This is a genomic window from Rhodococcus sp. MS16 (assembly GCF_013277795.1).
Classification (GTDB): domain Bacteria; phylum Actinomycetota; class Actinomycetes; order Mycobacteriales; family Mycobacteriaceae; genus Rhodococcus_F; species Rhodococcus_F globerula.
The window spans coordinates 19,696-32,893 of the sequence record NZ_VBTM01000012.1; the positions used below are offsets into that span (position 1 = coordinate 19,696).

At 63.3% G+C, this 13,198-nt stretch carries 12 protein-coding genes; 7 read left to right on the top strand and 5 right to left on the bottom strand.

What is annotated here, in order from left to right; all coding sequences use genetic code 11:
- Positions 1-77: 77 nt before the first annotated feature.
- The 5 genes from FEZ60_RS24725 to FEZ60_RS24745 are packed head-to-tail and all read right to left on the bottom strand — an operon-like array spanning position 78 to position 5,526.
- Positions 78-836: an enoyl-CoA hydratase/isomerase family protein gene (locus FEZ60_RS24725; protein ID WP_172937260.1), complete on the bottom strand. Its 759-nt coding sequence runs from the start codon at positions 834-836 to the stop codon at positions 78-80.
- A complete protein-coding gene (locus FEZ60_RS24730; RefSeq protein WP_172937261.1) occupies positions 836-3,151 on the bottom strand; it encodes a CoA transferase in 2,316 nt (771 codons plus the stop codon). The genes FEZ60_RS24725 and FEZ60_RS24730 overlap by 1 nt, the downstream gene beginning before the upstream one ends.
- Positions 3,151-3,549 (bottom strand): OB-fold domain-containing protein, encoded by a 399-nt coding sequence (locus FEZ60_RS24735; RefSeq protein WP_172937262.1) that lies wholly within the window; start codon positions 3,547-3,549, stop codon positions 3,151-3,153. The genes FEZ60_RS24730 and FEZ60_RS24735 overlap by 1 nt, the downstream gene beginning before the upstream one ends.
- A complete protein-coding gene (locus tag FEZ60_RS24740; RefSeq protein WP_202026503.1) occupies positions 3,546-4,745 on the bottom strand; it encodes a thiolase family protein in 1,200 nt (399 codons plus the stop codon). The genes FEZ60_RS24735 and FEZ60_RS24740 overlap by 4 nt, the downstream gene beginning before the upstream one ends.
- Position 4,746: 1 nt before the next feature.
- Complete coding sequence (locus FEZ60_RS24745) at positions 4,747-5,526, bottom strand: enoyl-CoA hydratase-related protein (protein ID WP_172937263.1); 780 nt, start codon at positions 5,524-5,526, stop codon at positions 4,747-4,749.
- 74 nt (positions 5,527-5,600) lie between these two features.
- Here FEZ60_RS24745 and FEZ60_RS24750 point away from each other — a divergent pair, with 74 nt between their 5' ends.
- From FEZ60_RS24750 to FEZ60_RS24780, 7 genes are read left to right on the top strand one after another with little or no spacing between them, the layout of a single operon-like run.
- Positions 5,601-7,100 carry a class I adenylate-forming enzyme family protein gene (locus tag FEZ60_RS24750; RefSeq protein ID WP_233365657.1) on the top strand — a complete coding sequence of 500 codons (1,500 nt, stop codon included), beginning with the start codon at positions 5,601-5,603 and terminating at the stop codon, positions 7,098-7,100.
- A gap of 26 nt (positions 7,101-7,126) precedes the next feature.
- On the top strand, positions 7,127-7,402 hold the full coding sequence (locus tag FEZ60_RS24755) for a hypothetical protein (RefSeq protein WP_242484811.1): 276 nt from the start codon (positions 7,127-7,129) through the stop codon (positions 7,400-7,402).
- A gap of 5 nt (positions 7,403-7,407) precedes the next feature.
- Positions 7,408-8,565, top strand: a complete 1,158-nt coding sequence (locus FEZ60_RS24760; RefSeq protein ID WP_172937265.1) for an acyl-CoA dehydrogenase family protein — start codon at positions 7,408-7,410, stop codon at positions 8,563-8,565.
- Positions 8,566-8,567: 2 nt separating this feature from the next.
- Positions 8,568-9,569 (top strand): acyl-CoA dehydrogenase, encoded by a 1,002-nt coding sequence (locus FEZ60_RS24765; protein WP_172937266.1) that lies wholly within the window; start codon positions 8,568-8,570, stop codon positions 9,567-9,569.
- Positions 9,566-11,101, top strand: a complete 1,536-nt coding sequence (locus FEZ60_RS24770; RefSeq protein ID WP_172937267.1) for an AMP-binding protein — start codon at positions 9,566-9,568, stop codon at positions 11,099-11,101. The genes FEZ60_RS24765 and FEZ60_RS24770 overlap by 4 nt, the downstream gene beginning before the upstream one ends.
- Positions 11,101-12,195 (top strand): nitronate monooxygenase family protein, encoded by a 1,095-nt coding sequence (locus FEZ60_RS24775; protein ID WP_172937268.1) that lies wholly within the window; start codon positions 11,101-11,103, stop codon positions 12,193-12,195. The genes FEZ60_RS24770 and FEZ60_RS24775 overlap by 1 nt, the downstream gene beginning before the upstream one ends.
- Before the next feature lie 5 nt (positions 12,196-12,200).
- Positions 12,201-13,187 carry a nitronate monooxygenase family protein gene (locus tag FEZ60_RS24780; RefSeq protein ID WP_172937269.1) on the top strand — a complete coding sequence of 329 codons (987 nt, stop codon included), beginning with the start codon at positions 12,201-12,203 and terminating at the stop codon, positions 13,185-13,187.
- The last annotated feature ends 11 nt before the right edge of the window (positions 13,188-13,198 follow it).

Consider the following 13,198-nt stretch of genomic DNA (forward strand, 5'->3'; position numbering starts at 1 on the left):
CTCCTAATGTAACAAAGATCATAGTGTAACTATAAAGTATGCACTCCGAATAATTCAAGGCCTGAAATACTTACGTTTTACTCCTCCGGCCATGACTCATAGGCACCTAGCCCCTCGAGCGCCAGGCCGAAGCCCAACGAGCGGCTCAGCACCTGCTTCATCTCGTGTGTCAGCGCAGCCCGGGCATAGCGCAACGCCGTGTCCGGTTGCCGGGCCAGGTCGCGTGCCAGCGCCCACGCTCGGTCCATGAGCTCGACGCGCGGAATCACTTCGTTGACCACTCCCCATTCCTTGGCCTCCACGGCCGTGAGTCGCTGACCGGTTAGCAGAAAGTAACGTCCCCGGTTCGGGCCCAGCAGCGCCGGCCAGATCAGATGCACACCGTCGCTCGGGACAGTTCCCTTCCGAAAGTGCGGAGCATCCTGAAAATCTGCAGTGTCCGACGCAAGCACGATGTCGCTCATCACGGCTAGTTCTGCATGCACTCGCGCCGGCCCGTTAACCGCAGCGATCACCGGCACCTCGATCTCCAGCAGGTTCATCAACAGACGTCGCCCGTGCTGATAGATCTTGTCCCATTTGGCCGGGTGCATCTTGCCCACCCAGCTGCTGTCGAGGGCGCCCAGGAACCGTTCACCGGCCCCGGTCAGAATGACCACCCGATTACCCGGATCGGACCCGATATCCGCGAACGCGTAACCCAGTTCGGTGTGCGGGCCATCGCCCCAGATCATCGAGTCTCCGTCGCTGTGCAAGGTGACCTCGAGAATCCCGTCTTCCCTGCGCATTGCAACATGCTGATATGCCGAGGAGTACTGCTCGAACGATGCCTTCATCAGCTTCCCTTCGTCAAAGTGTGTGGAGCGTCGGCAGTGACGCCTTCCATGCGCAACGCGGCGGTCTGTTTCGGATCGAGGTCTAGCCAATCCCGCAGCACCTCGTCGGTGTGCTCACCCAGCACCGGAGCAGGAGTGCCCAGCCAGCCATGTGTCCGGGTCGACGAGCGGATCGGGGGCCCCGGAACGGGGTGAGTGCCGGCAATCCGGTGCTCGATGGTCTCGAAGAACTTCCGATGCACGAACTGCTCATGAGCGGGCACCTCACCGGCGCCTAGCACGACAGCAGCTGGAATGCCCACCCGGCACAATGCGTCGCGCACGTTCTCGGCGGATTCCTGACCAATCCATTTGGTCATTGCCCTCTCGATTTCCTCCCGGTGCGCTTCCCGACGGTTCTGGTCACCCCAATCACCGTCGATCAACGCAGTCAGATCGACCAAACGCACCATCTCTCTCCAGTGGTCAGCCTCGACCGCGCTGAGAGCGACCCAGGCGTCTGCACCCGAAGCGCGGTACACGTTCTGAAGGATTCCTCCGGCTGCTCCGTTTCCGAGTCGCTGCGGAGCTTCACCGGTACGTCGGTGCGAAAGCACCTGCCCGATCGTCGCGTGCACGGCGGTCTCGAGCATCGACAATTCGACGGTGCCGCCTTTGCCCGTGCTTTCGCGATGCAGCACCGCTGCGGTCGCGGCGAAAGCTGCGTGAAGTCCCGCAAGCGGATCGCAAACGCCACGCGGCGAGAGAGGAGGACCGTCCGGGTGGCCGGTAGTCCACGCCAAACCGCTGGCTTGTTCGATCGTTTGGGCAAAGCCAGTGCGGTCTCGCCACGGCCCGTCATGTCCGAATGCCGCCATGCGCACCGTAACGAGGCCAGGGTTCTGCGCATGGATCCGGTCCCAGTCCAACCCCAAGGACTCCAGAACCCGCGGTGTAAAATTCTCCACCAGCAGGTCGGCCTGGAGGACCATTTCAGTCAGCAGTTCCTTGCCACGTTCAGTCGTCAGATCGATAGCGACGCCGCGCTTGTCGGTGTTCACCGCGTAGTAGACCGGGCCGAACTCCCACCACCGCTCTCGTGTGGGATCGTCGACGAACGACAGGCGCATGCCATCCGGTTTCGCGCCGGACTCGACCTTGACGACGTCGGCACCCAGCATGGCCAATACCTGTGTGGAAACGGGGCCGGCCCACCAGGCGGTGAGGTCTACGACTTTCCACCCGTCCAGCGGTCGATTGGCGGTCGGCGTCCCGACGACGCCGGCTTTGGCCTGCACCGGTGCGGCGCGGAACCGAAAGGCGGGAGCGACGCCGAGTGCACCGTCAGCTTCGAGGTGGAAGAACTCACGAGACTTCAACTGCTCGTTCTCGATCAGGGTGGCACCGGTGCCGATCGGTGAGACCGGCACCCTGATTGCTGAGGCCAGATCGGCGACCGTCTCGGTGGTCATATCCGCGGCCCATTCCTGGAGCGCTTCCCGCATAGCACCGGTGTTCGGTGCGGCAGCACCTGAGTAGGCGATCTCCTCAGCATCCGCCAGGTCAGGGCGTCCGATGATGCACATCAGGTCCTGGCGTTGGCGCGCAGAGATCGCACAGAGCCCCACCCACCCGTCAGAAGTCTGCTCGACCGCAGGAACCTGGACCGATCGGCTCGGAAATTTCGTTCCCAACGCACCCGACAGGCTCGCATGAGTGGCACCGAACGTGGTCAACCCCAGGTTGGCGGCCTCGGTGACAGAGACATCCAGATGGTCCCCGACTCCGATCTCCCGAGCCCGACGCAATGAGGCCAGGGCAACCGCCATGGCATAGGTACCTGCAAAGAACTGCTCGACCTCCCCGCCTGCCATCACGGGCGCAGCGTCCGGCATTCCGCGCCAGTACGTCGACCCACTGATCGCCTGACGCAACGCACTGCCGCTGCGTTGCCCACCGAGGGGCCCAGTCAAACCGAAGTCCGTGATCGTGACCAGCACAAGGTCGGGGCGACGGGCCAGGAGGCTGCTGCGGTCCAGGTCCATCGCGTCGCTCTCGATCACCAGGTCGACAATGTCCAACATCCCCTCGAGATCATCGAGCGCAACCTTGTGGACACCCCGCTGCATCAACGCGAGCAAATCCAGCTCGACGGCCGGATTGCGCCCGGTTCCGGGATCACCCAACTCCACGAGGAGGTCGGCAGGACGGCTGACCTCGGCTCCGCTGTCCACCAGGAGTCGGCCGGCATAAATACCTGCCAGGTTGCCGCTGAGGTCCAGGACTCGCAAACCCGGCAAGAGCAGTTTCGCCTCCGGTACAGACCCAGCATTCATCAGGACTCCTCAACGTCGGTAGGTACGAACCGTGCGACAAGCGCATTGGGCAGAAACGGCTCTTGGCCTTCGATCACTCGCGAGACCCTTACTGGCACACCAAAATTCACAGACTCGGCTTCACCATCCAGATGGGCCATCATCCGGACGCCTTCGTCCAACTCCACGAGCACGGTGACGTAGGGCGTCCGTCCCTTGGCCCAGGTATTCATGGGGACGTGGGTAACGGTCCAGGAATAGACGGTGCCTCGCCCGGAAAGTTCGACACGGGCCAGGTGGTGGTCGGCTCCCGCAGCGCAGCGCAGTCGCGCTGCGGCGTGCACGGCACCGCAAGTAGTACAGATCTGGAGATGCACTGCCTCGGTGACCAGCGCAGAAAGTGCGATCGCGTCGTTCATCGGGATTCCGTTCCAGACAGCACCAGCAGGCTACCGTCGCCCAGGTCGCCCCAGCCGGTCACGGCGCCATGCCTAGCAGAGTCGACCTGGCGGGCTTCTGCCTCGCCTCGGAGCTGGACGACAGCTTCAACCACATGGTTCATGCCCAGAGCATGGGCCTGAGATAGCAAGCCGCCGTGGGTGTTGACCGGCACATGTCCGCCTCGATCCGTCGCACCACCGAGAACGAAGGCATCTGCTTCGCCACGTCCGCAGAACCCCGCTTCCTCCAACTGCTGAAGCACCTCAAAGGTGAAGCAGTCGTAGACCTGGGCGAACGACATGTCCTCCGGTCCCAAGCCCGCCATCTCCCATGCTCGGGGCGCCGCTCGTGTCAGTCCGATCTCGAAGAAGTCAGAGCGATTGAACATGTCAGTGGGATCGGTCGGGCGCGCCTCCGCACAACCGTCGATGACGACCGATGTTCGGCCGTGCCGAGCGGCGAGCGCCTTGGCCCGTTCCAAGGAGGTGACCACCACCGCGGCTCCGGCGTCGGTGTCCAGGCAGCAGTCGAAGAGCCGGTACGGGTCAACAATAAGTTTGGAATTCAGGTAGTCGTCCAGCGTCATCGGCTTGGACATCACCGCTTTCGGATGGAGCAATGCGTTGGCACGGGTGTTGACCGCGATCCGTCCGAGCGCCTCGACGCTCGTGCCGAACTCGTACATGTGGCGGCGCGCCATCTGGGCATACACCTGCATCGGTGACGTGGCACCGTTCGGTGCATAACGCTCATGGACCGCGCGCCGGTAGGGCGTGCTCAGATCGACCGAGGCCAGGTCACGTGCCTTTTGCCCCGAGTATCCGGCCCAGCCGACGGGGACGATGACAACCTCTGCTTGCCCTGCTGCCACGGCAGCTGCCGCATATCCGACCGCCGCGACCGGACTTGCCCCGCCAAGTCGAATCTGACTGGAGTAGGTCACGCCGCTCAACCCGAGATTGACAATCAATTCCTCGGTGTCCGGGCCCATGTAGGGCGCGACCACCCCGTCTACCTCGGACGTCGTGAGTCCGGCATCGGCAATCGCGGCAATCGCAGCATCGACGGCCAGTGACAGATCCGTGACCGATGGGTCGGACCGGCGGGAGTATTCAGACTCGCCGACTCCAGCAATGGCGGTAGCTCCTGCGAAGCTGGGGCGCGAAGTGGACACGTCACCGCCCCTTGTAGTCGGGCGCGCGCTTCTCTGCGAAGGCTCGCGGGCCTTCCTTGGCGTCCTCGGTCCTGAGAACTTCGTTGGAGATGTAGTACTCCAACTCGAACGGCGACTCCAGTGCCATGGCCCGAACGGCAATCTCCTTGGCTGCCTTCACAGCCAGCGGGCCGTTGCGGCCAATGATTTCAGCGAGCTTGAGAGCCTCGTCCATCAAGTCTTCCGGCTCCACCACCCGGTTGATCAGACCAACTTCGTAAGCGCGTTGGGCGGAGATCGGCTGTCCGGTCAGCAGGATCTCCATGGCCACAGCCCACGGAATCTGCCGCGGGAGCCGAACGTGCGAGCCACCGCCAGGAGTGATACCCCAGCGGACCTCCCCCAGACCGAAAGTCGCATTCGGGACAGCCAGTCGCAGGTCTGTGCCCTGCATCATCTCCAAGCCGCCAGCAGTGCAGATGCCGTTGACCGCAGTGATGATCGGCTTGTAGATGTCACTGAAGAAGCGTTTGGTGATGTCTTTCGCAGCGTGCCGTTCGCCGCCATCTGTGAGCTTGGTGATCGTCTTGCTCAAGTCGGCCCCCGCGCAGAACGCACGGTCGCCGGTACCGGTCAGGATTGCGGCGCGCAAGTCCTTGTCATCCTTGAACTGGGCGAATGCCTGAATCAGTAGCTCGTACATCTCTGGGCTGTACGCATTCAACTTCTGTGGGCGATCCAGCGTGATGATCGCGACCGTTCCCACGCGCTCGAAGCGCACGGTTCCTTCTGCGGTGCTCATAAACCCCTCCTTGACCGATCGGTATCCTAAATGTACAGTACCCTTACTACTTGTCAATCCCTCCAGGAGGCCCTGTGCTCAGGAGCTTGCTCGATGCCGCTGCAGGAGTTGATCCGGATCGGATCGTCCTGACCCTCAACGGCCGCCCGATCACGATGAACGACGTACAACGGCGCGCAGACGCGCTCGCCCGAAAGCTCGTGGACCATGGAGCCGACGCATGCGTATTGCTGGCTGTGAACGGCCCTGTGCTACCCCTGACACTGATGGCGTGCGCCACGGCCGGCATTCCGGTGGCACCGCTCAACTACCGACTCCCGGACAACGACATCGCGGCTCTACTGCGCCAATTCACCAAGCCACTGACCGTGGTCGACAGCGACCAGCTCGGCCGAATTCCCGCGGATCTCACCACCGACGAGTGGGTGAGACTGTCCGAGAGCCCAGCTGAGCCTCTCGACCTTTTCCCGGACCCCGAGAGCACTGCTGTCGTACTGTTCACCAGCGGCACTACGTCCGCACCCAAACCGGTCCCGTTAACCCAGTCGAACCTCGGCACCTACGCCCTGAACACCATCGACCTGTGCAGCGCCGATGCGGAAGAGTGCAGCCTGGTCAGCGTCCCGCCTTACCACGTCGCCGGCGTCGGTTCCGCAATCTCCAACCTCCTCACCGGGAGGCGGGCGGCATACCTCCCGCGATTCACGCCACGCGGCTGGCTCGACGTGGTCACCGAGCAAGCAGTCACCTCGGCAATGGTCGTTCCGACCATGCTGGCCCGAATCGTCGAAGAACTGGGAGGCAACGTCTTCACCGGCAACCTCAAGCAACTCTCGTACGGCGGAGCCCCCACCGCGCCTTCCGTCCTACACAAAGCACTCGAACTCTTCCCGGGAACCGGCTTCACCAACGCCTACGGCCTGACCGAGACGAGTTCCACACTCGCCCTACTCACTCCCGACGATCACCGGGCTGCGATCTCCAGTAACGATGCGGACATCCAGGCACGCATCGGTAGCGTCGGACGCCCTGTGCCGGGCGTCGAAGCGCAGATCCGTCATGACGACGGCAAAGTTCTCGACAGCGGCGAAATCGGCGTGCTGTGGGTGCGCGGACAGCAGATCAGCGGGCGCTACCTAGGTCGTGCCAGCGCGCTGGACGAGCACGGATGGTTCTGCACTCGCGACGGCGCCCACATGGACGCCGACGGGTACTTGTTCATCGTGGGGCGAGTCGACGACACGATCATTCGTGGCGGCGAGAACGTCGCCCCGGCCGAGATCGAGAAGGTCCTCTCCGATCACCCGACGGTCCGCGATGTCGGCGTGGTCGGGCTGCCCGATGCCGAGTGGGGCCAACGCATCGCTGCCGGTGTCGTACCCGTCGGCGACGACTTCGACATCGACACCTTCTTGACCTGGGCCCGGCCTCTACTGCGCTCATCGCGCACTCCGGACGTGGTGATCGTCCTGGATGAGTTGCCCTACGGACCGACAGGCAAGTTGCTTCGCCGCCAACTCGAGAACCGATTCCTCGAGCCCACCCCAGCCAGCAGTGACAGGAGTTCCCAGTGAAGATTGGTCAGCGACTCAGGAGCCAAGTGTGTGGCGGAGAGGTCATCGTGATTCGCGCCGATGGCATCACTGCCGACCTCGAGACCGGCGGTCAGCCGCTGGTCGATGCGGCGAGCGGGGGGTCGCCCCAGCCCACTGTCCAAGCTGACGCCGGTTTCCTTATCGGCAAGCGCTACGAGCTGGGCAACGACTCAGGAACGCGCCTGGAAGTCATGGTTACCAGGGCAGGTGGCGGTCCCCTGATCTATGGTGGGCAGCCGCTCACCACTAGCCAGGCCAAGACCCTCCCAGCCAGCGACTGACCGTCGTGGAGATCGAACTCAGCCGCGAGCGACTTATCCGGGTGGAAGAAGCACGTACCTGGCTTCGCGCCGAGGTGCCCACCGAACCACTCGGATCCATCGACACTCCTGACGGCAAGCAACGCCATCAAGAGTGGGAACGCAAACTCTCCGATGCACGCTGGTCAGTGGTCCATTGGCCCGAGCGATACGGCGGCCGTGATTACGACCTGCTCGACTGGCTGCTCTTCGAGGAGGAGTACTTCGCCGCCTCCGCCCCGGTCCGAATCAACCAGAACGGGATCACACTTCTCGGCGGCACCCTCCTGCGCCACGGCAGCACCGATCAGCAGGACCGCATCCTGCCGACAATCTCCACTGCGGAGCAAATCTGGGCTCAGGCCTGGTCCGAACCAGAAGCCGGCAGCGACCTGGCGTCGGTTCGATCGACCGCTGCCCCTGTCGAGGGAGGATTCGTTCTCAACGGACAAAAGACGTGGAGTTCCCGTGCCGCGATCGCTGACCGGGGATTCGGATTGTTCCGGTCAGGTGAACAGAACCAGGGCCATCGCGGTCTGACCTACGTCATGTTCGACCTCCGCGCTCCCGGTGTGACGGTTCGCCCGATCCGGCGGATAGACGGAGACCCCGTCTTCGCGGAAGTTTTCTTCGATGACGTCTTCGTCCCGGACGCCGACGTCATCGGTGTGGTCAACGAAGGTTGGCGGATCGCGATGGCTACTGCGGGCGCAGAGCGGGGTGTCGCGCTGCGCAGCCCGGGACGATTCCTGGCAGCCACGCGAGACTTGATCGCGCTGTGGCGGTGCTTGCCTCTGAGGCAAGCGGCCCGGCACCAGGAGTCTGTCGTGGAGTGTTGGTCGCGCAGCCAGCAGTACAGGTTGCACGGCTTCGCCTCGGCGGCCGGTTCGGAAACGGCCGCGGCCAGTCTGGGAAAGACGTTCTGGTCGGAACTCGACCTCAGCATCCACCTCACCGCACTGGCAGTCCTCAACGATCTGAGCTTGGTCGAGCCGATGCACGACCTGCCCGAACCTTACGAGCGTCTACATGCCCGCTGGACCGACGGCTATCTGTTTGCCCTTGCCGGGCCGATCTACGCAGGCACCAACCAGATCCAGCGCAATGTCGTGGCAGAACGCCTACTAGGGCTTCCGAGGGGATGACCATGGACTTGACTCCTACACCCGAATCGTTGGACATCCGCGACACCGTCGGCGCTCTGGTCTCCGAGATGGGTACCGAATCCATCGACGCCGGTGACACAATGCTGCGCGAACGGGCCGACGAACTAGGCCTCTCACTGCTCTTGGTCCCCGAATCGCTGGGCGGCCTCGAACTCGACCTGAGTACCGCGGTCCTGGTCCTCGAAATGCTGGGGCGCCGACCGACTCGGCTGCCCTGGATTACTGACATCGTTGCTGTGCCAACACTATTCAGCAATATCGGACATCTATCGTCCGTCCACCCTCTGGCCGAGGCATCTGCCTCCAGCTCGCAGCGATTCGCGCTGGCCCGCCCGATCCAGCACCGTGGCTGCAGAACTCAGCGGGTCGACCTCGCGGACGCTGTACTCGATATCCGCGAAGACCAGTTGTCCACGTGGACGGCCCACAGTTGGCATCCGACGACCGAGCGAAGCCTCACCGGACACGTGGACCTGTGGACCACCGATGCAGACTCCACCTCCGTTGGCCCGTTACCCAGGGGCGAGACCACCCGCGTCATCAACGCGGCGCGAACCGCTGCCGCCGCCTTCGTCCTGGGCGCCGCCCGCGCAGCACTTGACCTTGCCGTGGAACACGCCAAGAACCGTGAACAGTTCGGGCGCACGATCGGCTCATTCCAGGCGGTCAAGCATCTATTGGCCTCCGCTATGGAGTCCATCACCATGGCCGCTCCTCTGATCCCGGCCGCCGCACACGCCTCAACTACGAACCAGGCCTGTGCGGCCATCGACGCTGCCCTTGCGCTCCGACAATGCAGCAAGGCAGCAGTCGAGTCCGTTCACACTGCGATCCAAGTCCACGGCGCGATCGGTTACACGGACGAGACGGCGCTAGGCGGATTACTCGCCCAAGTCGAGGCAACCCGCGACTATTGGGGCCCTGCGGGTCTGATCTCCGACGAGATTGCCGAATCATTGTTAAACGGAAGCATGCCTCGATGACCCTGATCCCACTCCCCCCTGAATTCGCCCATCGGACCGTGCCTTCACTCCTGGCCCGGCGCGCCCACGAAAACCCTGATGCACCTGCGGTGTCGGGCCGCGAGGGCAACACCTTTCGCACTCTGACATTTGCCGAGCTGGACCACCGGAGCACCAAACTCGGCCAGATTCTTCTCGAACGCGGACTCGCTGTCACCGGCCACCCTGTGGCCTGGGCTGTCGACAATTCAGAAGGCCTGGCGGCGATCGTGCTATACCACGCGGTACTCAAAACCGGAGCATTCAACGTCCCCGTGAACACCCGCCTGACACCCGTCGAGGTAAGCAATCTGCTCGCCCACTGCCGGGCGGAAGGTGTCCTGGACCTGTCAGCGCTGCAACAACTACTCGCTCAGTCCCCCCAAGATCCGACGGCCCCACTGTGGATCGGTGAGGAGTCGGACCTCGCTTCGGTGCTCTACACCTCGGGAACGACCGGCCTGCCGAAGGGCGTCGAGCACACCCATTCGAGCTCGATCGCGGCTGGGGCTGCGTGGTCCGATTGCTTCGAGCTCACCTCAGCAGACGTCCTGCAAAGCCCCTTCCCAGTCACGTCAGGCGCTGGGCTGCACTTCAACGCGTTGTCTTGTCTGTGGGCCGGCGCCCATGTCGTGATCGACGAGGCCGACCTTCCCGGTACGTTCGCCCGAATCGAGCGCTACGCCAGCACGATCTACGTGGCCGTACCCTCGATCTACCAGTTCTGGTTGGATCATGCGGCACTCCACGAACATGATCTCTCGAACCTGCGAATTCTTGACTACGGCGGCTCCTCCATGGCGCCGGATGTCATCCGGCGCCTGCGCGCAGTCCTCCATGGTGTCGGTCTGATGCAAACCTACGGATTCACTGAGGGCGGACCGGGAGGAACCTACCTGCCACCGGCCTATGCGGAGCTTCGTCCGGGGTCGATCGGCAGCCGGCCAGCCGGCAGGTTCACACAGTTCAAGGTGCTGGACGCCGCTGGTGTCGAGGTCGGGCCGGACCAACCTGGCGAACTGTTCCTTCGTGGCCCCAGCGGAATGCGCGGCTATCACCGGGACCCCGCAGCAACGACACTGGTGAAGGGGGACGACGGTTGGATCGCCTCGGGGGACGTGGTCCGCTACGACGCCGAAGGGTTCCTCTACTTCGTTGACCGACGCCGCGAGCTGATTGTCCGGGGAGGCTACAACATCGCCCCCGTTGAAATCGAAGCTGCATTGTTGGCGTATGCCGGCGTGCGTGAGGCTGCGGTCTTCGGCATCCCCCATGCCAGTCTCGGCGAGGTCCCCTGTGCAGCGATCGTGCCCAGCAACTCGAGTCAGGCCGACACGCTGATCGACGGCCTGCGTAGCCACCTACTGATCCATTTAGCCGACTTCAAGAGGCCTCGGGAGATCCACATCGTGGGCGAACTTCCGAAAAATGCAGCGGGGAAAGTCGTCAAGCAGCACCTGCGCGAGATGTACTCCGCTCCCCCCATCACCACCAACTCCGTGAGGGAGAACTGATGAACATCGACGTGTGCCGTCAACTTGACATCAAATACCCGATCTTCGCATTCAGCCACTGCCGAGACGTTGTGGCTGCGGTCAGCAAAACCGGCGGGATGGGCGTGTTGGGCGTCTCTCGCCACTCGGCCGAGGAACTGGCGATCGACCTGAAGTGGATTGTTGAGCAAACTGGCGGCAAGCCGTTCGGTGTTGACTTGATCTTCCCTGCCAAGGGTCTCTCTCGCGAGGATGCCGTTGACGAGGCGTTGCCCGAGGAGCACCGCGCTTTTGTGGCAGCGTTGATCGACCAATTCGATGTGCCGCCGCCGACCGATGGTGAGAGCGCCCGATTGTACTCAGCACACATGCTGACCTCCGAGCACTTCACCGAGCTAGCCCACGTCGCCCTGGAATTTCCGGAGGTCAAGTTCCTGGTCAGCGCGCTCGGTGCCCCGCCAACCGAAGTCGCTGATCGCGCTCGGGCGCAGGGTGTCAAGCTGGGTGCACTGGTTGGCAGCCCGCGTCATGCCACGCGTCAGATCGAGGCAGGCATGGACATCCTGATCGCGCAGGGTCATGAGGCAGGTGGTCACATCGGCAACATCTCTTCGATGGTGTTGACTCCTCAGATCGTTGATATTGCTGAGGGCCGCCCGGTACTCACCGCCGGTGGCATCGGCGACGGACGGCAGATGGCTGCCGCCTTTGCCCTCGGCGCCCAGGGCGTCTGGCTCGGCTCGGTCTGGCTCGCCACCGTCGAGGGCGAACTGCCGCCCAAGCTGCTCAAGCGGGTCCTGGGTGCCACTTCAGAGGGAACTCTCGTCTCCCGCGCATACTCGGGCAAGTCGGTCCGTCTGCTGCGCACCCCCTGGTTCGATGCGTGGGAGGGCGAAGACGCCCCGAAGCCCCTGCCGACACCGCTGCAAGGCATGCTGGTCCGCGACGCGATGACCAGTGCGGTGGAGCACCAGGTGGATGCAGTGCTCACCACTCCGATCGGCCAGATCGTCGGGATGATGAACAAGCAGGAGACCTGCGCAGGAGTGGTCAGCCGTCTAGTGGAACAGTTCATCGAGGCCACCGGCAACCTCATCGACATCCTCGAGGACTGACCGCCATGTTCAGCAACCGATTCACACAGACTTTCGGTATCGACACACCCATAGTCTGTGGCGGAATGACGGGGGTCGGTACCGCCGACCTCATCGCCCCGGTGGCCGAAGCCGGCGCCCTTGGCTTCCTGACAGCTCTCACACAACCGACGCCGCAGGCGTTGGCCGACGAGATCAGCCGGTGCAAGGAGATGACCGACCGACCATTCGGGGTAAACCTGACCATCCTGCCGACGGTCCAGCCCGTCCCGTACGACGAGTACCTGTCGGCGATAGTGGACAGCGGCGTCAAGGTGGTGGAGACCGCAGGTGCGAACCCAGCCCCCTACCTTCCCGCCCTGAAGGCAGCCGGGATCAAGGTGATCCACAAGGCGGTATCCGTGCGCCATGCGGTGAAAGCGCAGAGTGTGGGGGTTGACGCAGTGAGCGTCGACGGCTTCGAGTGTGCGGGCCACCCAGGTGAGGACGACGTGCCCGGTCTGATCCTGATCGCCGCCGCTGCCCGGGAGCTCACCGTCCCGATCATTGCTTCGGGCGGCTTCGCGACCGGCTCCGGACTGGTAGCGGCACTGGCCCTTGGTGCCGACGCGATCAACATGGGAACCCGGTTCGTAGCCACACAAGAAGCACCTGTCCACCAGTCGGTCAAGGACCAGATCGTCGCCAACACCGAGCGCGACACGGTGCTCGTATTCCGTAAATTCGGCAACACTGCTCGGGTGGCTCGCAACAGCGTCTCCGAGGAGATTCTCGAAATTTCCTCACGGCCTGACACGACCTTCGACGACATTGCCCATCTCGCCTCTGGCGAACGTGGCCGTCACGGTGTTCTACGCCAAGGCGATATGGAAGCCGGAATGTGGTGGGCCGGACAGTCACAGGGATTGATCCACGAGGTGCTCACTTGCCGCGAGGTCGTGGAGACGATCATGGCCGAAGCTCGGTCTGTCGTCTCTGCACGCCTTGACGCATTCGCCTTCGTCGAGGCCTGAGAACAATGTCC

Bases quoted from the DNA above. Each gene is read 5' to 3' on its own strand.
- FEZ60_RS24735 (WP_172937262.1), bottom strand. From the start codon at position 3,549: ATGAACGACGCGATCGCACTTTCTGCGCTGGTCACCGAGGCAGTGCAT.
- FEZ60_RS24765 (WP_172937266.1), top strand. From the start codon at position 8,568: ATGGACTTGACTCCTACACCCGAATCGTTGGACATCCGCGACACCGTC.
- FEZ60_RS24725 (WP_172937260.1), bottom strand. From the start codon at position 836: ATGAAGGCATCGTTCGAGCAGTACTCCTCGGCATATCAGCATGTTGCA.
- FEZ60_RS24745 (WP_172937263.1), bottom strand. From the start codon at position 5,526: ATGAGCACCGCAGAAGGAACCGTGCGCTTCGAGCGCGTGGGAACGGTC.
- FEZ60_RS24780 (WP_172937269.1), top strand. From the start codon at position 12,201: ATGTTCAGCAACCGATTCACACAGACTTTCGGTATCGACACACCCATA.
- FEZ60_RS24770 (WP_172937267.1), top strand. From the start codon at position 9,566: ATGACCCTGATCCCACTCCCCCCTGAATTCGCCCATCGGACCGTGCCT.
- FEZ60_RS24775 (WP_172937268.1), top strand. From the start codon at position 11,101: ATGAACATCGACGTGTGCCGTCAACTTGACATCAAATACCCGATCTTC.
- FEZ60_RS24730 (WP_172937261.1), bottom strand. From the start codon at position 3,151: ATGAATGCTGGGTCTGTACCGGAGGCGAAACTGCTCTTGCCGGGTTTG.